Raw genomic sequence first — 18624 nt, forward strand, 5'->3', positions numbered from 1 at the left:
CCGGCAACCGGTGCAAATTCACATCCATGTTCATATGCACCTCGCTGACACATCCCTGTGCCAGCGTTGCCTGATATTATCTGAAATTCCAAGTGCCCCTAACTGTACTTATCATGTCTCCTAAGTTGACAAACCACGCCGCCTTTTTCTATCATAAGAAAATTGTTTTTACTTCAAATCCTACCCCAGCAGATGCAGCCGTTCGAATGCATGATACAGTCCGTCTTCATCAATCTTATCTGTAACCATATCCGCATACTGTTTTACTGCCGGAATCGCATTTCCCATTGCCACTCCTGTTCCTGCAAATTGCAGCATTTCCACATCATTTGGTCCATCACCAAAAGCAATGGTATCTTCCCTGCCTATCTTTAACTCATCCATAAGCCGCTGCATTCCGGTTGCCTTGTTGACTCCCATCTTCGTCATTTCACCGGACATCTGACGATCCTTGCCAAAGCTTGCTCCGGTTATCTTGATATAATTTCCGACTTCCTTCTGCATCACATCCACCGGAATATCGGCATCAAAATACATTCCACTTTCAAGAGCCGGCATCTGTTCCGGATGTTCAACAAGCGTCATCCCGTTTAGAGCACCGTCAATATCAAGTCCAAGCCGCATACAGCGTTCTCTCATTTTCTTTGCATTCTCTTCATCCACATAACGTCCGTTGATTCCCTGCAGCATAAAGCATGCACCGTGCTCCTTCAGCACCTCTACCATATCCTGCACCTTATCATTTGCCAGAACGCTATGGTAAATCACCTTATCATTTGCAGACACATAAGCACCTGCCGAAGCCACAATGGCATCAAATCCAAATTCTAAAAGCCATGGATACACATTCGTTACAGTTCTTCCGGTACATAACGAAATCAGATGTCCCCGCTTTCTGGCAATGCTTAATGCTTCCCTGGCAGATTCCGGCATGTGCATGGTGAAATCCACCAGAGTTCCGTCTACATCCAAAAAAATCAGTTTACGGCTCATTATTCTGCATCCCGAATCGCTTTTCGAACCGGAAGAACACAGCCAGGAGAAACAGATAATTCATCTACCCCCATCTCTAAGAAACGCTGGGTCAGAGTTGTATCTGCCCCAAGTTCTCCACATATTCCTGCCCAGATGCCTGCCTTGTGTGCATTTTCCACGGTCATCTGAATCAGCCGGAGCACTGCTTCATGATGCGGATTATAGAAGCTGTCAAGCTTCGCATTCTGACGGTCAATTGCCAGTGTATACTGGGTCAGGTCGTTGGTTCCGATACTGAAGAAATCAACCTCTTTTGCCAGTTCATCACTCATTACTGCTGCTGCAGGAGTTTCAATCATGATACCCTGCTCCACATTTCCAAAAGGAATCCCTTCCTTTGTAAGTTCTTCTTTCACTTCTTCTGAAATTGCTTTAATCTTACGCACTTCATCTACCGAAATAATCATCGGATACATAATTGCAATATTTCCGTAATTGCTTGCGCGGAATAAAGCACGAAGCTGGGTCTTAAAAATTTCCGGCTGGGTCAGGCATATCCGGATGGCACGATATCCCATTGCCGGATTATCTTCTTTGTCGAGGTTAAAGTAGTCCACCTGCTTATCGGCTCCGATATCCAGGGTTCGGATAATAACCTTCTTTCCTGCCATGGTCTCTGCGACCTGCTTATAAGCCACAAACTGTTCTTCTTCTGTTGGGAAGGTATCTTTTTCAAGATAAAGAAATTCACTACGGAAAAGTCCGATTCCACCGGCATCATTTTTAAGTACTGCCGCTAAGTCAGAGACATTTCCGATGTTGGCATAAAGATTGATTTTCTGACCACTCTTTGTCACATTTTCTTTTCCCTTTAAAGTCAGCAGTAATTCCTTCTGCTTTGCATCCTCTTCTGCTTTTTTCTTATATTCTGCCAAAGCTGCTTCATCCGGTTCAATGATAAGAGTTCCGGTATAGCCATCCACAATTGCCTGTTTTCCGTTCCACTCTTCCTTGATTTCCACACCAATCAGTGCCGGGATGCCCATAGTTCTTGCTAAAATTGCAGTATGTGAATTCGTAGAGCCCAGCTGTGTTACAAATGCCAGCAGCTTACTTTTATCCATCTGTACGGTTTCACTCGGAGCTAAATCCTTTGCTACGATAATAACCGGCTCATCTCCAAGGTCGCTTCCCATATCATTTCCACATAATACATTGATGACACGCTCAGAAATATCCTTCATATCAATGGAACGGGCTTTGAAATACTCGTCATCCATATTTGCAAATACTTCTGCAAAGTTATCTCCGGTAACACCTACCGCATACTCTGCATTTACGCTCTGGCTCTCAATAAGATTGTGAACGGAATCATTATAATCTCCATCCTCTAACATCATGGCATGCACATCAAAAATCTGTGCATTTACTTCACCCACTTCTTTTAATGCTTTCTTGTAAAGCTTGTGGAGCTGTTCAATTGCAGTCTGCTTTGCTGCTTCATAGCGGGCAATCTCTGCTGCCGGGTCTTCTATTCTCTTTCTTACCACCTGATTTTCAGCTTTTACAAGGAGTTTTACCTTTCCAATTGCAATACCGCTGAATACCTTTTTTCCATTAAACTTTTCCATAGTCCATACCTTCTTTCTTTTATAAGTTTTCTCCATTTGAAGCAATTACTTCTTTATACCAGTCGAAGGATTTTTTCTTTCTTCTTGCAAGAGTTCCGGTTCCATCATCATATTTTTCTACATAGATGAAGCCATATCTCTTTGCCATTTCTCCGGTGGATGCACTTACTAAATCAATGCAGCCCCATGGTGTATATCCCATCAGGTCAACGCCATCTTTTACCGCTTCTTTCATCTCTTTGATATGATCCCGCAGATAGTCGATACGGTAATCATCCTGAATGCTTCCATCTTCTTCTAATTTGTCATAAGCGCCAAGGCCATTTTCTACTACCATAACCGGAATCTGATAACGGTCATAAATTTCATTTAAGGAATAATGTAAGCCCTGTGGGTCAATCTGCCAGCCCCAGTCACTTGCCTTAAGATATGGATTCTTAAGACCGGCAATCAGGTTTCCATCCGTCTGCTCGCCATTTGGATCTTTTGATACACAACTGCTCATATAATAGCTGAGGGTATAGAAATCCACACAGCCTTCCCGCAGAATTTCTTCATCGCCCGGTTCCATTTTAACATGAATATTATTTTCTTCAAAATACCGCTCCATATACGCCGGATATTCTCCTCTTACCTGCACATCGGAACAGAACCAGTTCATAATCCGCATTTCCTTCTGTGTTGCTAATACATCCTCCGGATTGCAGGTAAATGGATACTTGGTCATAAAGACATTCATATCACCGATAAGATATTCCGGATATTTTTCATGTGCTAATTTTACTGCTTTTGCGCTGGCAACAAACTGATGATGCAATGCCTGGAAACGAACCTTCGGGTCATCCGGAATCTCTGTAATTTTTCCCTCATAGCCTTTTACAGTTCCAAGGGAAAGCAGGTTGCCAAGCGGTGTGGTTCCGCCATTGATTTCATTGAAGGTCAGCCAGTATTTTACTTTGCCCTGATATCTTTCGAAAATTGCCTTGCAGTAATTTAAAAAATAATCAATACATTCTCTGGCTTCCCAGCCATTGTATTTTTCAATCAGTGCATATGGCATTTCATAATGGGAAATGGTTACCAGCGGCTCAATGCCATATTTTAAACACTCATCAAATACTTTATCGTAGAATGCCAGTCCTGCTTCGTTTGGTTCATTCTCCATTCCGGTCGGAAAAATTCTTGTCCATGCAATGGATAAACGGAATACTTTAAATCCCATTTCTGCAAATAATGCAATATCCTCTTTGTAATGATGATAGAAATCAATTGCTTCGTGGCTCGGATAGAGATATTCCGGATGAATGGTTCTTGTTACCTTTTTCGGCTCGGTATGGGAACCATTCGTACACATATCAGAAACAGATGCTCCTTTTCCATCTACATCCCATGCTCCCTCAAACTGATTGGCCGCGGTTGCACCGCCCCAGAGAAAATCTTTACGAAATGTCTTCATTGCTTTTTCCTCCTGCTTCTTATTATTTTTATTTTTGAAAATTTATAATTTCTGTTTTTATATTTTTCTTTTCTCATTCTGCCCTGCAATAAGGCTTCTGATTTTGTTGGATAGAGCACGAGCCCTTTATCAGAGCCCGCACCCTTAGGTATAAAAAACTATGGAAAACTAATTTATAAAACGGTAATCAATGTGTCCAACGCTGCAACTTTCTTTGCATCTGTCGGAACTACATCTGCGTAATCTGCTGTGTTGCTGATGATAACCGGAGTCAGAACGGAATATCCTGCTTCTGTAATCTTTGCAATATCAAATTCCAATAAAAGGTCACCTTTCTTTACTTTGGCTCCCTGTGCTACCTTCGGTGTAAATCCTTCTCCATCTAATTTCACGGTATCCATGCCCACATGAATCAGGATTTCTGCTCCGCCATCGGATACTATTCCAATGGCATGACCGGTTGGGAAGAAGGTTACTACTTCGCCATCACATGGTGCATATAATTTGCCTTCGGACGGGAGAATAGCAACACCCTGACCTAATGCTCCGCTTGAAAATGCTTCATCTTCTACTTCTTCCAAGGCTTTTACTTCTCCGGTAAGAGGAGATGCAATTACCTGGTTTGCTGCGGTTTTTGTGCCTTTCTTTTCTATTTTTGCTTCATCATTCTGTGGAGCATCATCATGATAGGTAATGTAAGTTGCTACGAACGCAACTACCATAGCTACTGCCATACCGATTAATACCCAGATCAAACTGTAAACGCTCTTTGACTCACCATCGATGAATGCCGGAAGTCCGAAGAATCCAAGACCACCCATCATATAAGTTTTAACTCCGGCAAATCCTATGATTCCACCACCAATAGCGGATGCAATACAGGAAATTACGAATGGTTTTTTCTTTGGAAGTGTAATACCATAAATACATGGCTCTGTTACACCAAAGAGTCCTGAGATAAACGCCGGTAATGCAATATTTCTAAGTTGCTTATCTTTCGTCTTTAATACAATAGCCAGTACAACCATGGACTGCGCAAAAGATGCTGCGAAATATGGAGAAAGGATGAAGTCATATCCTAAAGTTCCATAATTAATCATTGCCAGTGGAACAAGTCCCCAATGTAATCCGAAGATTACCAGTACCTGCCAGAATGCTCCGACTAAGATACCTGCTACAAGACCTCCTACAACCGGAAGGTTATAGATTGCTCCGAAAATAATACCGATAATGTTGCAAAGGAAAGTAGATACCGGTCCGATTACCAGATAGGTAAGTGGAACCATTACTGCCAAAGTTACAACCGGAACGATAAATGTTTTAATAACGTCCGGAATTACTTTCTTTAATCTCTTTTCCAGCCAGGCAGCACAAGCCACTGCAATAACAATTGGTACTACCGAAGAAGTATAACCACTGGATGGCATAATAACAGGAATTCCAAAAAAGGTTGTATAATAATTCATTTCAAAGGAAGTTCCTGCAAACAGGGAACCTATCAGTTCTCCTGAAGTCAGATTAACCAGTGCCGGATAGGTAAGTGATATACCAAGTGCCATTCCGATAAATTCATTCATCTTAAATTTCTTTGCTGCAGTATATCCTAAGATAATCGGCAGAAAATAGAAGAATCCGTCTCCAATGGAATACCAGAGCTGATATGCTCCGCTTGTGGTAACATCAATTCCTGACTGACTTGCGATAAAAGACCACAGTGCCAAAAGACCTTTGATAATACCTGCTGCACAAAGCACACCAAGGAATGGCTGGAATACACCGGAAATCAAATCAATGAGTCTTGCACCAAGCCCCATCTTCTCTCCGCCGTCTTCTGCATCCTCGGAAACAGCTCCGTTTCCGACCAGATGTGCATGTTCACAAACCACATCATAGACATCCGGTACATGATTTCCGATTACTATCTGATACTGTCCGCCAGATTTCATTACTGTCACAATTCCTTCCGTTGCTTTTAATACTTCTGTGTTAGCCTTGGACTCGTCTTTTAATTTAAAACGAAGTCTGGTAACACAGTGTGCAAGGCTTATGATATTCTCCCTGCCGCCTACGTTCTGGATAATAATTCTTGCCAGTCCATCATACTTACTTGCCATAACAATCCCTCCATTTTTATTTTTTATAGCATGTTCATTTTTATCTAAAACACTCTTGTGTTTTATTCATTTTGTTAAAAACAACGAATGTGCCTTGGCACATTCTCGCGCCTGCGGCGGTCGCTTGCGACATCTACCTTATACGCCGCAGTGTGCATCCTCGCGGAGCGTTTTTTAATTTACAGGAAAGCAATTTCCTGTAAATTAAAAAAGCCCAAACAAATAAAACTCTTCCTATGAGTCTTATTCGTCTGGGTTTTGCCGTCTTAACGTAACAATCCCTTGCCGAAAGGGTATTTACTTATTCATACTGTGAATCACACGATGAATGTGTACTGCCAGATAGGAAATCTCTACATCCGAGACTTCATAATCAAGCTTCTTCTTCATGTAACTCTTTATCTTCTGTGCACATTCGTAGGAATGTGGGAAACGATCCGCAATCAACTGGTCAAATTCTTCATCATTACGTTCACTGTCTTCCCGACTGATTACCCGCTGTACAAAGAATCTTAAATGCGTTACAAAACGCTCATAGGACAGGCTCTTTTCATCCAATTCCACCTGAAAGGTATATCTGACTATATTGAGTATATCCTTTATCATTGCCGGCATGTTCCTGGACTGATTCATCTGACCGCCCATCTGTGCATTTACCAGATGCATCGCAATAAATCCAGCTTCATCCTCCGGCAGCTCCACGTCTAGTTCCTGTTTTACAATATCTAAGGCTTTCAATCCCACCTGAAATTCTGCATTGTAGAATTTCTTCATCTCCCAGGAAAGCTCATTTGCAACAACGATGCCCTGCTGCTTTCTCTCTATAGCGTATCCCAAGTGGTCTGTTAATGTCACATAAATATTTTTACTTAAATGATAACCTAATGTTTCTCTGGCATATGCGATAACCAGCTCGGCTGTCCGGATATATTCATACGGCATGTCCTTTACCACCTGCATGAACTGGCTGGTACTTTCGTCCGGAAGGGAGAATACTTTTTCTATCTTTGTCTCATCTATTTCTTCTCCGGCTTTCTTTCCGAAGCCTATGCCCTTTCCCATAACGATGATTTCTTTACCTTTATCGTCCTCGGAACTGATTACATTATTGTTAATTACTTTGATAATCTGCATTACGTTTCACCTGTTTATGATATAAAAAAAGCTGCATTACACTCTAAATAATCCGACCTAACAATTATCTTAAAGTGCAATCCAGTCTTGCCTATCTCTAGTAACAATCCGGTTTGCGTCCCTGCTTATTACATTACAAATGTACTATATTTTATCAGAAACGTCAAGTCCGGAATGTAAACTTCGTATATAATATATAATTTTACCATTTCATTTTTGTGCACAATTCACTATTTTCCTATAATAATTCCACCGCCTGCGACAAATTCCCCATCATAAAATACCACCGCCTGACCCGGTGTCGCAGCACGGACCGGTTCTTCAAAATGACAGCGGATCCTGCCCTCTCCGATATTTTCCACGGTACACATGGCTCCTGCATGTCCATAACGGATTTTACCTAAGAGACGTCTGCCATCAAAATCGGTAAGTCCCATATAATTGACATGGTCTGCAACCAGTGTATCCGTAAATACATCCTCTGGCGAACCTACCACTACTTCATTGGTTTCCGGTCTGATCTCTGTTACAAAAATCCGTTTGCCATATGGTATATTCAAGCCACGGCGCTGTCCTACGGTATAGTGGGTAATTCCTTTGTGCCGTCCGATAATTTCACCATCTTTTGTCACAAAGTTTCCCTCTCCCGGAACTGCATCTCCAACCTCACGGTCAATAAAACCTGCATAGTCATTATCCGGAATAAAGCAGATTTCCTGGCTGTCTCTCTTATGAGCCACCGGAAGTCCCACCTCTTCTGCGATTTTGCGGATTTCATCTTTATGATAAGCACCTACCGGCATCAATGTATGGGATAACTGCTCCTGTGTCAGGTTATATAATGCATAGGTCTGATCCTTGGCTGCTGTTACAGATTTTGCCACTGCGAAACGTCCGTTGTCACATTTTGCAATTCTTGCATAATGTCCGGTTGCAATATAATCTGCTCCGATGCTTAAGCTTCTGGCAAGAAGTGACTCCCATTTCACATAACGGTTACAGGCAATACATGGATTCGGCGTTCTTCCTGCCAAATATTCTGCCACAAAATAATCCATTACATACTGTTTAAATTCCTGTTTAAAGTTCATCACATAATATGGTATTTCCAACCGGTCAGCCACTCTTCTGGCATCATCCACGGCACTGAGGCCACAGCAGCCACCATTTTCCTGCTGCTGTGTTTCTTCCTCATCCTGCCAGATCTGCATGGTTACACCAATCACATCATAGCCCTGTTCCTTTAAAAGATATGCCGCAACGGAAGAATCCACTCCGCCGGACATTCCAACTACTACTTTTTCCTTCATATATTTAATCCTATCCTACAGGCAAATTTTTAGCTGCACTCACAGTTTACCCACACTGTCAGCATCCGTCAAGTGAATTTTACGGTTTCCTTCTGTCCCCTTAGGATTGTGACATTCTTTTTGATGCAGGCAGTCACATAATCAATCTGCTCTGCCGTAATTTTTTCATTTAAAGTAAGCCGCAATGCTCCCCTTGCAATTTCCGGCGGTACACCGATGGCTGTTAACACATGGGATGGCTCATGTTCTCCGGAAGAACACGCTGAACCTGCCGATGCACAGATTCCATCCATATCCAGCATAACCAAAAGATTCCCACCTTCTAACTCATCAAAACAAAAGTCCACATTATTCGGAAGGCGGTTGTTCCATTCCCCATTCAGCCTTACCTTCGGCACCTGCTTTAATACTGAATAAATCAAGTAATCCCGCATCCTTGTCTCGATTTCCATCCGCTCTTTTAAGCTTTCCATTGCCATAGCTGCCGCTTTTCCCATGCCTACAATTCCCGGCACATTCTCAGTTCCCGCCCGGACACCGCTTTCCTGGCCTCCTCCATGGATAAAAGGAGGTATCCTCTTTTTCTTTCGCACATATAAAAATCCGGTTCCCTTAGGTCCGTTGAATTTATGTGCGCTGGCACTCATCATATCAATATTCATTCTGTTGACCTCAATGGGAATATGTCCATATGCCTGTACGGCATCCGTATGAAAACAGATTCCATATCTCCTGGCAAGCATACCGATTCTTGCTATAGGTTCTATGGTACCAATCTCATTATTTGCCATCATAACAGAAATCAATATGGTATCCGGCCGGATTGCCCGCCGCACCTGCTCCAAGGAAACCGTTCCCTTGTCATTTACCGGAAGGTAAGTAATCTCATAACCATTCTGTTCCAGATATCCGCAGGTTCTTAAAATGGCATGATGCTCTATTTTCGTGGTAATGATATGCCGGCCACGCATAACCATACTTTCTGCGGTACATTTCAATGCCCAGTTATCAGATTCACTTCCTCCGGCTGTGAAATATATTTCCTCCGGCTGCGCCCCGATGCTCTGCGCAATTATCTTCCGGCTTTCTTCTATGGCATCATGACTTTTTTGCCCCAGATCATACAGGGCAGATGGGTTTCCATAACGACGCTCATAAAAGGGCAGCATTGCTTCGATTACTTCCGGTGCTGTCGGTGTTGTTGCTGCATTATCAAGATAAATCATTTTCTTCATGCTTCTTTCCCTCTGAGAATAGTTCTTTCTGCCTCTGATTTATCATATACTTTTGACAAATCTGCTTTTTCATGGAGGCTCCAATTGAAACCGTTGAAATCCATTTCAAATCCACTGATTGCCGGTACTCTCCTGCTTACTGTGACCGGACTTTCCAACAGAGTAATCGGTTTCTTCTATAGAATATTCCTCTCCCGCATAATTGGTGCAGAAGGTCTTGGAATTTATCAGCTTATTTTTCCGGTTTTTGCCCTCTGTATTGCCTTCAGTTCCTCAGGCATCCAGACCGCTGTCTCCCGCTTTGTTGCTGCAGCCGACCATAAAAATACCGGCATGAGTTACCTCTATGCCGGTCTGGTTCTTTCTGTGGGAATTGCACTCTCACTTACTGTTATTCTGATTTCTTATTCTGATTTTATTGCCATTCATATTTTAGATGAATCCCGTTGTGCTCCACTCCTAGTTATTCTTTCCTACTGCCTGATTCCTGCCAGTGTCCATGCCTGTATCAATGGTTATTATTATGGGAAGAAGAAAACTCTGGTGCCATCCGTAAGCCAGCTTATGGAGCAGGTTGTCCGGGTCTTAAGTGTCTATATACTTTATCTTATCTGCCTGGAAAAAAGTTATCCCATCACCCCATCCATTGCTGTCTGGGGTGTTGTCTGCGGTGAACTGGCCTCTTCACTCTTTTCCGTAAGCTGCCTTCATTTCCAAAAGTGCAGCAGGCATATAAAAAGAATTTTTAAGGAGCTTTCCCTCTTTGCGCTGCCCCTTACCACCAATCACGTAGCATATCACTTATTTTCCAGTATTGAAGCCATTCTGATTCCCATCTGCTTAAAAAAATATGGCTACAGCAATCAGGATGCCTTGAGCGTCTTCGGCATTTTTACCGGAATGGCAATGCCAATGATTCTTTTTCCCAATGTCCTTGTAAATTCTGTCTCGGTGCTGCTGATGCCTGCTATTTCAGAAGCCTATGCAAGAAAGGATTTTCACTTAATCCGCCGTACTATTAAAAAAACGGTGTTTTATTGTCTGCTTCTTGGCTTTTCCTGTACCTTCGGTTTTCTTCTGACTGGGAAATGGATTGGACAATTCGTTTTCCAGAACACATTAGCCGGCAGTTTCATACTCATATTAAGCTGGATCTGCCCTTTCCTCTATCTGTCCACCACCCTTACTTCCGTTCTTCACGGTCTAGGGAAACCGGGACGTGCGTTCTACATTAATATGAGCGGCTGCACTTTACGCATTTTCTTTATCTATGCACTGATTCCAACATATGGCATCCGCTGCTACCTCTATGGCATGCTTGCAGGCGAACTGCTGACTACTTTTTTATCCTTTCTTGCGCTCCTTCGGTTTGCCAGAAAGAAATCGCCAGAAAACAGCCTGCTTTAGTCTATTGATTTTAAGGATTCTGCCATGTTGATACGTTCTAATTTGCCTGTCATCATACAGTTTACAATCCATGCAAAGCCCATCGTCAGCAAAACACTAAAGAGATAACTTACTGCATTAATCTGTACATTAAAGGATACCATATCAATCTGTATCTCACCCATTACAAAACGATGGAACCATTTTCCTAAAATCAGTCCCAGTCCGCAGCCGATGGCAGTTAAGACCATATTCTCCCGAAACACATAAGATGCCGTTTCCTTTGGATAGAAGCCTAATACTTTAATGGTAGCTATCTCTCTCACCCGTTCCGTAATATTGATATTATTAAGATTATATAATACGATAAATGCCAGTGCTCCGGCACAGATAATAATGATAATGACAATATAATTCATACAGGACATCATCTGTGAAATCCGGCTTAACATATCGGAATTAACGGTTACTGCCGTCACACCATCTGCTTTCATCAGTGCCGCACTCACTTCATGAATATCTGACGCATCCGGCAGTCTCACATACACATTTTTAAATACCACATCCCCAATCTGTTTTTCATAGGATTCCGGTGCAATGTATACATAATTATAAATATGATTCTCACAGATTCCGGTGACTTTTAAGTGCATCTCATTGTTGTCACTGTCACGCAGCAGAATCGTATCGCCTTTTTTGACTGCATAGGTTTCTGCCACTTTCTTCGAAAGTACTGCTTCTCCTTCTTTTGGATAAGCAATCGGCTCCTGTTTCTTTGTATGCAGTGAAATAAAGTCTCCTACTTCATCCGGATTTTCCACTGCCACCATATGAATCGACTTAGTTCCTTTATCTGTCACCAGGTCAATGGTCTTTTCCATGGCATACATGCCTGCTGCATTTTCCTTTTCCAATACAGAATCTAAAGATTTAAGGTCGGCCTCTCCCGGCATCTTTCCAGCTTTTAATGTAACTCCGATGTTGTAAAGCTGGATTTCTTCATACTGCTGGTCTGCCACTGCCACTACAGAATCTCTTACACCAAAGCCCATCACCAGCAATGCCGTACAGCCGCTGATTCCGATTACCATCATAAAGAAACGCTTCTTATAGCGGACAATATTTCTTACGGATACCTTCTGCAAGAATTTAAGTCTCTTCCAGATAAATGGTACATGCTCTAAGAATACACGTTTTCCGGCTTTTGGTGCTTTCGGCCGCATCAAATCTGCCGCCACTTCTTTTAACTCTTTATGGCAGGACAGCCAGGTCGTCCCAACGGAGCAAAGTACTGCAACGGTAAGTGAAACCAGTACTAATGGCAGGTCAGACACATAATAAATCCCACCCATTTTATAGACAATTCCATAGGCGGTTATGATGACTAACGGGAAGAAATGGATTCCCAGCACATAGCCGATTAACGTTCCGCTGATGGCTGCAGAGCCGGAATAGAAAAGATACTTTCCCATTATCTTTCCTTCACTAAAACCCAGTGCCTTTAGCACACCAATCTGTGTCCGCTGTTCTTCCACCATCCGGTTCATGGTAGTCATACAGATTAACGCTGCCACCAGAAAGAAGAATACCGGAAATACATTGGCAATTCCTTTTACTACACCGGAATCATTTTTCAGGCACACATAACCTACATTGGTATTCCGGTCCAGTACATAAGTCTCCGGTTTCTCGATTTCATCTATCTTACTCTGTGCATCTGCTATCTGGTCATCCGCATCCTGCATCTGCTCATCAAATTCACTCTGCTTCTCCTGATACTGCAGTAAGCCGTCTGCCAGCTCTGTTTCTGCAGCCTCAAGCTGATCTTCTTTTTCTTCTATCTGTTCTTTTGCTGCCGCAAGCTGGTTCTCCCCATCCGTAAGCTCTGCCTCGGCAGCTGCCAGTGCATTTTTTCCATCTTCTATCTGCTGCTTTGCGGCTGCCAGCTGGCTTTCCGTAGAAGAAAGCTGACCTGCGGCTGCTTCTAATTCCGCATTCTTTGCATTTAATTCTGCTTCTGCACCGGCAACCTCCGTTAAACCGGCTTCAATCTGTGCCAGCATCTCTTCATAGCCCGGAGTATTTTCCATCAACTGCGCTTTTGCGGCCTCAAGGCTGTTTCTCTGATCCGTCACCTGCTGCTTTGCTGCCAAATAAGCATTCAATCCCTGCTCATACTCTGCCTTTTTTGCTGCCAGTGCACTTTCCTGCCCGGAAATCTGCTGCGATGCGCTCTCTAATTCTGCCGCCTTAGAAGACAATGCATCCTTCCCGGACTGCAGCTCCGATGCTTTAGCAGAAAGTTCGGTCTTTGCAGAAGCAATCTGATTTTTTCCATCGGAGATCTCTGTTTCTCCATCCGTAAGCTGCTGCTTTGCCGATTCTAATTCCGCTTCCGCTTCTGCCCGCTTTTCCTCTAACTCTTCCTTCTTCTCATCCAGTTCGTCCTGTGCGTCTTTTACAATCTTTTCATAACGGATATCTGCCTGTTCCTTTGTATAGGCCTCCCAGTCTGCTTCCTTTGCGTCCATATAGGAATCATACTCATCGGAATAGATGTCATAATCTTCATCAAATTTAATATAGATTTCTGTGTCATAATCTACTGCAAATCCATCTTTTAATATATAGGCAAATCCGCTGATTCTGCCATTTCCAATGGATGTATTGCCACGTTCAAACTGGATATAGCACGGTGACTGTACTAGTCCGGTAATCGTATATTCTTTGTATGCAAATTTATCTAAATCATCTGTTGTATTATTTTCCGAAAGAACCAGCTTGCTTCCAATGGCATCTTCTGAAAAAAGTACGGAATCTACCACACATTCATCAGCAGACTGCGGCATTTCTCCGGCAACCAGCTTCAGTTTATTGACCTTCTCTGTGATGGAATGCATCTTGATAACGCGCTCATTTTCTCCGGCATCCTTATAAAGAACCTCTGCCGATATGGCACCCTCTGCCGCCCGGACATCTTCTTTTTCTGCCAGTGCTTCTACATTTTCTTCTGTAAAGCCAAGTGTGGATACCAGACGATAATCATAGAATTGCAAATCCTTTAAATAGACATCCGCAGAATGCACCATGACCGACTGGGTAATCTTAAGGCCGGAAAAAAATGCAACACCCAGTGCAATAATGGCAAGGATAGCAAAATATCTTCCAAAGCTTTTCTTTATCTCACGAAATGTATTTCTCTTCATCATGGATTTCATATTTCAAACCCTTTCTTTTCCACATGGACTACCATTCAATCTCATCGACATCCACGATATGTTCATTTTTCTCTATCTTTTGAATGGTTCCGCTCTTTACGGTAATGACACGGTCTGCCATTGCGGTCAGTGCCTGATTATGTGTAATTACAATGACTGTTTTTTCCTGTTTTCTGCAGGTGTTCTGCAACAGTTTTAAAACGGCTTTTCCGGTATTGTAATCCAGTGCGCCTGTCGGTTCATCACAAAGCAGCACCTTCGGATTCTTTGCCAGTGCTCTCGCAATTGCTACTCTCTGCTGTTCTCCACCGGATAGCTGTGCCGGGAAATTGGCTTTCCGTTCACTTAAGCCCACCTCATCTAAAACTGTTGCTGCATCTAACGGTTCCTTGCAAATCTGTGCTGCAAGTTCAACATTTTCCAATGCTGTAAGATTCTGCACCAGATTATAAAACTGGAATACAAATCCCACATCATATCTCCGGTAACTGGTAAGCTGCCGCTTATTATATGCAGAGACTTCTTCTCCATCCAGATATACTTTTCCGGTGGTCAGATAATCCATTCCTCCCAATATATTTAATATTGTTGTCTTTCCCGCTCCGGACGCTCCTACGATAACGCAAAATTCTCCCTTTTCTATCTCAAAATTCACATCATGTAATGCTTCTATCGTAACTTCTCCGGTTTTATATACTTTACTTACATTCTGAAAGGATACAAATGCCATTTGATAGCTTCCTCCTTTTATTCTGGTTATTCAAGTGATTGTGCAAACGGAAAGTTATAAAAACCGTCTTTCCGGTTGCTTTGGCTGAATCGCTGCACTGTCCGTCGAAGACAGATGCCACATAATGCCTGCAAGGGACACTGGGAATTTCGTTATCGTATTAATTTCATCCGGCAACCGGCACAAATTCACATCCATGTTCAGTTGTGCCTCGCTGGTACATCCCTGTACCAGCGTTGCCTGTTTCCTGATGAAATTCCCAGTGTCCCTAACAGCCTTTATCAGGCATCTGTACTTCGACGAACCATGCAGCAATTCTTACAAACATCAGAAAGATAGTCCTGATAACAAAATCTATCTCCTTCACAATCACCTGTTACCTGCTTATTGTAATGGTAGCACAATCTTTTCACTTTTTGAAATTAAATTTTTCTAAAGTCAAAAAATCCACTTTCTTAGAATCACAGTCAGAATCTGCTATTCTAAAAAAGCGGATTATACATTCAAATATCCGAAAAATTTTTTCTTATAACAACGGAGCTATCACTGCATCAAACATACAATTTAAACTCTCTTCATATATCTCCTGATACGTGCGGTGAAAAGTCTCAGTAATTGCCATTGCCTGCTTTGGTACTTCTTCGTAAAGTCCAAATGCCGCCTCATATACTTCCGGATTCTTATCGTAAAATGCTTCTGTCATGGCATTTTCAAATTCAAATCGTGCGCCCTTGGAAAGATGCTCTTTAAAATCCTCTTTCCGTACATTTTTCACATAATCATCCTGAAATATATTTAATCCTTCTGCCTTGACTAATTCCTCTAAGCCTTCTTTTACATCTTCGTAAGTCATAGTCTTGAAATTCTCTACAAAGAATTTGTCAAAGGTCTCCTTATCCGGAAACTGCTTTGTTAAGCTCTCCATCTCTTTTTCCTCCTGTCTTATACCGCATGCAAAATCATGCGTTCCCGATATACCACTTCCATATGGTCTAATACTCTTCTCGCCCGCTGATACTGGTTATAATGTGTACTGATAACGCAGACTTCCTTCGCCCCATTATAAGCAACTCTCTTATAAAATGGAACTCTCACCCAGTTCTGTGTAAATGGAATCTCATGGCTTACCAGTGTCCGCATCATCTGACTGCTGACTCTGGCATTGGTAGTTCTGCATAATTCCACATCCCGGTCAATATTTTTCCCCATGGTCTTCGGTTTGTTCTTCTTCATAATAATACCCTGTCTCCTTCTATTTGTCCATAATCTGAATCTCTACGGTCTTCCCCAGACAGCCTGCTACCTTCACCAGAAAATCCAGACTTGGATTATATCTTCCGCTCTCCAATCTGGAAATATTGGATTTCTTCGTGCCCGCCCGCTCCGCAAGCACTTCCTGGGTAATATGCTGTTCCTTGCGCACCGCCTTCAACTGACGCACCACATCCGAACGCGTCGACTGCTCCCTGCTCTTATTCTTCTCCATTTCTCACCTCAACAACTATCTCAATGTTATCATATATGATAACTTTTTGTCAACGAAAAAGTACTCTTTCAAAACTTCCAAATCAACTATGCGAAACGCATTTTTCTTGCTACTCGCGTAAATAAAAAATGAGCCATTTCATACGTTTCTGTTAATGAAACAGAAGACATATTCATAATGACTCATTTCGGGAAATAAGTGGGATTTCCCAATTATTCAATTGCTACGCAGTTTACTTTTATTTTGCATATCCATCCAAAAATGGTTCTGCAATAAAATATATGGAATTTGTTGTAAATTCATCCTCGTTCGGGTGTGTTATATCTATGCGTTCTTTTATTAACCCATTACGTCCCTTGCTGACATCGACATTATATCCGGCTACTTTAAAAGTTTTTATCATATTTTCGTTTTCTTCATAAGTGCCGGAAAATGTTGGCAAAAAAGAATATTGCAAGCGGATAAGATTTATCAACGCAGTTGCTATAGACTGTTCCCGATATTGCGGATCTACTAACTCTGTACCAATTTCTATTCCTGAAATCCAAGTGATTTTATAATCGATATATCCAATTAATCTATCACCATCAAAGCAACCATAAGCAGTCCAAATACCAGAATTCAATCCCTCTTCACACAATTTAGAAATATTATATTCCGGCCAAAAACTTTTTGGTCTGAATTCACTCTTATATAATTCAAGGAAGTCAAGCGCCACGGGAAATTCCTTCAACGTAAGTTTACGAATTTCATAATTTGATTTTTGCACATAAACGATATGTGCCGTAGATGACAATGATAATAAATAGTTAATAAGATAATTATTCTTTGTGCAATATAAAATTGCATCATCTATATTATGAAAAACAATGTCATTTGGAAGTTCTGTGCCAGCTATTGTAATTGTAATAGAATGTGTCGGAGATATTTTATCACAATTATTCTTATTTTTTTGATTAAAAGCGAGCACAGTCTTTTCCTTTTTCTTTTTATTTTCCTGTTTTAAATATTGCATATGTAGACGAGCGTTCATTGTAATGCCTAATGCCTTACTAAGCAATACAGTAACATCTTTTTCCTCTAAAAGAGTGTTTTTCCAACTGTTATCCGGAACATTATTAATGAGTTCACACAGTTCTTCCTTAAATGCACCGGGATTTTCCATATTATCAATAAAAGTTTCTTTTATATATTTATGTAATTCGTTTTTTTGGGATTCATCACCGTATGCATTCCGCACTTCTATCGGAATTGGAGTTTTTCCATTTTTGTACTGGCTTAAACTTGGATGAAAACTTCTGAAACTCTCTTTATCATCAAGCATTATGGAATACATATATTTATCCCTGAATCCCAGAATAAGTCCAACAATTTCAGCCTGATTAAGTTTTAAGATTTCTTTTTTCCCGTTATTGTCAGTCAACAATATTGACAATGGCATTTCTTTTTTAATTAAGTCACATAAATTTGAAAAAGTTAATGTGCTCTGTAATTCTTCAATACTCATACAGGTTCCTCCTTTGTTTAGCAAAACGTTTTTATTTGATAATTCTATATTATAGGATAGTTAAACAAATAACCATTAAATATTTGTTTAGCAAATATTTCATTAAGCGTTTGAATAAATATTAAAGGATAAATGCGGCTGTATCCCGTTTTATTGACTATAAATTATGAGGTAATATAATTAAGCTGTAAAAAAAAGAGAGTTTAATATTCACCATATTAAAGGAGGTATAATCATGAAAAAAGCAGGCAAAAAAATGTTATATCCAGAAGTTCTCATCTTACTATTATTACTCGCAAAAGCACAGCCACTCATCCAGTTTTGTTTTTATTTCACATTATCGTAAAAGAAAAGGGGCTGTAAAATAAGTCCCTAATTAAGAAACGCCAACTCCGGCAAATGTCGGTTTTGGCGTTTCTTTGTATGAATTTTTCTATTTTTG

At 41.4% G+C, this 18624-nt stretch carries 14 protein-coding genes; 1 reads left to right on the forward strand and 13 read right to left on the reverse strand.

Annotated features, from left to right (window positions below; genetic code table 11):
• Positions 1-180 precede the first annotated feature (180 nt).
• From OCV43_RS05475 to OCV43_RS05505, 7 genes are all read right to left on the reverse strand, one after another.
• Positions 181-993: an HAD family hydrolase gene (locus tag OCV43_RS05475; RefSeq protein WP_227710135.1), complete on the reverse strand. Its 813-nt coding sequence runs from the start codon at positions 991-993 to the stop codon at positions 181-183.
• The gene (ptsP, locus tag OCV43_RS05480; RefSeq protein WP_022242408.1) at positions 993-2606 is read right to left on the reverse strand and encodes a phosphoenolpyruvate--protein phosphotransferase; all 1614 of its coding nucleotides are present in this window, start codon (positions 2604-2606) and stop codon (positions 993-995) included. Before ptsP ends, OCV43_RS05475 begins: the two co-directional genes overlap by 1 nt.
• A gap of 19 nt (positions 2607-2625) precedes the next feature.
• Positions 2626-4062: a glycoside hydrolase family 1 protein gene (locus OCV43_RS05485; RefSeq protein ID WP_022242409.1), complete on the reverse strand. Its 1437-nt coding sequence runs from the start codon at positions 4060-4062 to the stop codon at positions 2626-2628.
• Positions 4063-4235: 173 nt separating this feature from the next.
• Positions 4236-6176 carry a beta-glucoside-specific PTS transporter subunit IIABC gene (locus OCV43_RS05490; protein WP_227701341.1) on the reverse strand — a complete coding sequence of 647 codons (1941 nt, stop codon included), beginning with the start codon at positions 6174-6176 and terminating at the stop codon, positions 4236-4238.
• A gap of 297 nt (positions 6177-6473) precedes the next feature.
• Positions 6474-7310 carry a BglG family transcription antiterminator LicT gene (licT, locus tag OCV43_RS05495; protein WP_227701342.1) on the reverse strand — a complete coding sequence of 279 codons (837 nt, stop codon included), beginning with the start codon at positions 7308-7310 and terminating at the stop codon, positions 6474-6476.
• Between the two features lie 230 nt (positions 7311-7540).
• Positions 7541-8620, reverse strand: a complete 1080-nt coding sequence (gene mnmA, locus OCV43_RS05500) for a tRNA 2-thiouridine(34) synthase MnmA (protein ID WP_262623595.1) — start codon at positions 8618-8620, stop codon at positions 7541-7543.
• A gap of 68 nt (positions 8621-8688) precedes the next feature.
• Positions 8689-9855, reverse strand: a complete 1167-nt coding sequence (locus OCV43_RS05505; RefSeq protein ID WP_262623596.1) for a cysteine desulfurase family protein — start codon at positions 9853-9855, stop codon at positions 8689-8691.
• Between the two features lie 84 nt (positions 9856-9939).
• Here OCV43_RS05505 and OCV43_RS05510 point away from each other — a divergent pair, with 84 nt between their 5' ends.
• A complete protein-coding gene (locus OCV43_RS05510) occupies positions 9940-11262 on the forward strand; it encodes a polysaccharide biosynthesis protein (protein ID WP_227701344.1) in 1323 nt (440 codons plus the stop codon).
• On the opposite strand, the gene OCV43_RS05515 is transcribed toward OCV43_RS05510, so the two are convergent.
• From OCV43_RS05515 to OCV43_RS05540, 6 genes are all read right to left on the reverse strand, one after another.
• Complete coding sequence (locus OCV43_RS05515) at positions 11259-14459, reverse strand: FtsX-like permease family protein (protein ID WP_262623597.1); 3201 nt, start codon at positions 14457-14459, stop codon at positions 11259-11261. The two genes, OCV43_RS05510 and OCV43_RS05515, sit on opposite strands and share 4 nt — an antisense overlap.
• Positions 14460-14487: 28 nt before the next feature.
• Positions 14488-15189 carry an ABC transporter ATP-binding protein gene (locus OCV43_RS05520; protein WP_262623598.1) on the reverse strand — a complete coding sequence of 234 codons (702 nt, stop codon included), beginning with the start codon at positions 15187-15189 and terminating at the stop codon, positions 14488-14490.
• 526 nt (positions 15190-15715) lie between these two features.
• Positions 15716-16114, reverse strand: a complete 399-nt coding sequence (locus OCV43_RS05525; RefSeq protein WP_022242417.1) for a hypothetical protein — start codon at positions 16112-16114, stop codon at positions 15716-15718.
• Between the two features lie 17 nt (positions 16115-16131).
• A complete protein-coding gene (locus OCV43_RS05530) occupies positions 16132-16422 on the reverse strand; it encodes a hypothetical protein (RefSeq protein WP_022242418.1) in 291 nt (96 codons plus the stop codon).
• A gap of 19 nt (positions 16423-16441) precedes the next feature.
• Entirely contained in the window at positions 16442-16675 is a 234-nt protein-coding gene (locus OCV43_RS05535; protein WP_022242419.1) for a helix-turn-helix domain-containing protein, read from the reverse strand.
• Positions 16676-16913: 238 nt separating this feature from the next.
• A complete protein-coding gene (locus OCV43_RS05540; protein ID WP_262623599.1) occupies positions 16914-18182 on the reverse strand; it encodes a GNAT family N-acetyltransferase in 1269 nt (422 codons plus the stop codon).
• Positions 18183-18624: the final 442 nt, after the last annotated feature.

It is taken from the genome of Roseburia amylophila, assembly GCF_025567465.1.
Taxonomy (GTDB): Bacteria; Bacillota; Clostridia; order Lachnospirales; family Lachnospiraceae; genus Roseburia_C; species Roseburia_C amylophila.

Bases quoted from the DNA above. Each gene is read 5' to 3' on its own strand.
- OCV43_RS05530 (WP_022242418.1), bottom strand. From the start codon at position 16,422: ATGAAGAAGAACAAACCGAAGACCATGGGGAAAAATATTGACCGGGAT.
- OCV43_RS05490 (WP_227701341.1), bottom strand. From the start codon at position 6,176: ATGGCAAGTAAGTATGATGGACTGGCAAGAATTATTATCCAGAACGTA.
- licT (WP_227701342.1), bottom strand. From the start codon at position 7,310: ATGCAGATTATCAAAGTAATTAACAATAATGTAATCAGTTCCGAGGAC.
- mnmA (WP_262623595.1), bottom strand. From the start codon at position 8,620: ATGAAGGAAAAAGTAGTAGTTGGAATGTCCGGCGGAGTGGATTCTTCC.
- ptsP (WP_022242408.1), bottom strand. From the start codon at position 2,606: ATGGAAAAGTTTAATGGAAAAAAGGTATTCAGCGGTATTGCAATTGGA.
- OCV43_RS05540 (WP_262623599.1), bottom strand. From the start codon at position 18,182: ATGAGTATTGAAGAATTACAGAGCACATTAACTTTTTCAAATTTATGT.
- OCV43_RS05525 (WP_022242417.1), bottom strand. From the start codon at position 16,114: ATGGAGAGCTTAACAAAGCAGTTTCCGGATAAGGAGACCTTTGACAAA.
- OCV43_RS05475 (WP_227710135.1), bottom strand. From the start codon at position 993: ATGAGCCGTAAACTGATTTTTTTGGATGTAGACGGAACTCTGGTGGAT.
- OCV43_RS05520 (WP_262623598.1), bottom strand. From the start codon at position 15,189: ATGGCATTTGTATCCTTTCAGAATGTAAGTAAAGTATATAAAACCGGA.
- OCV43_RS05485 (WP_022242409.1), bottom strand. From the start codon at position 4,062: ATGAAGACATTTCGTAAAGATTTTCTCTGGGGCGGTGCAACCGCGGCC.
- OCV43_RS05515 (WP_262623597.1), bottom strand. From the start codon at position 14,459: ATGAAATCCATGATGAAGAGAAATACATTTCGTGAGATAAAGAAAAGC.
- OCV43_RS05505 (WP_262623596.1), bottom strand. From the start codon at position 9,855: ATGAAGAAAATGATTTATCTTGATAATGCAGCAACAACACCGACAGCA.
- OCV43_RS05535 (WP_022242419.1), bottom strand. From the start codon at position 16,675: ATGGAGAAGAATAAGAGCAGGGAGCAGTCGACGCGTTCGGATGTGGTG.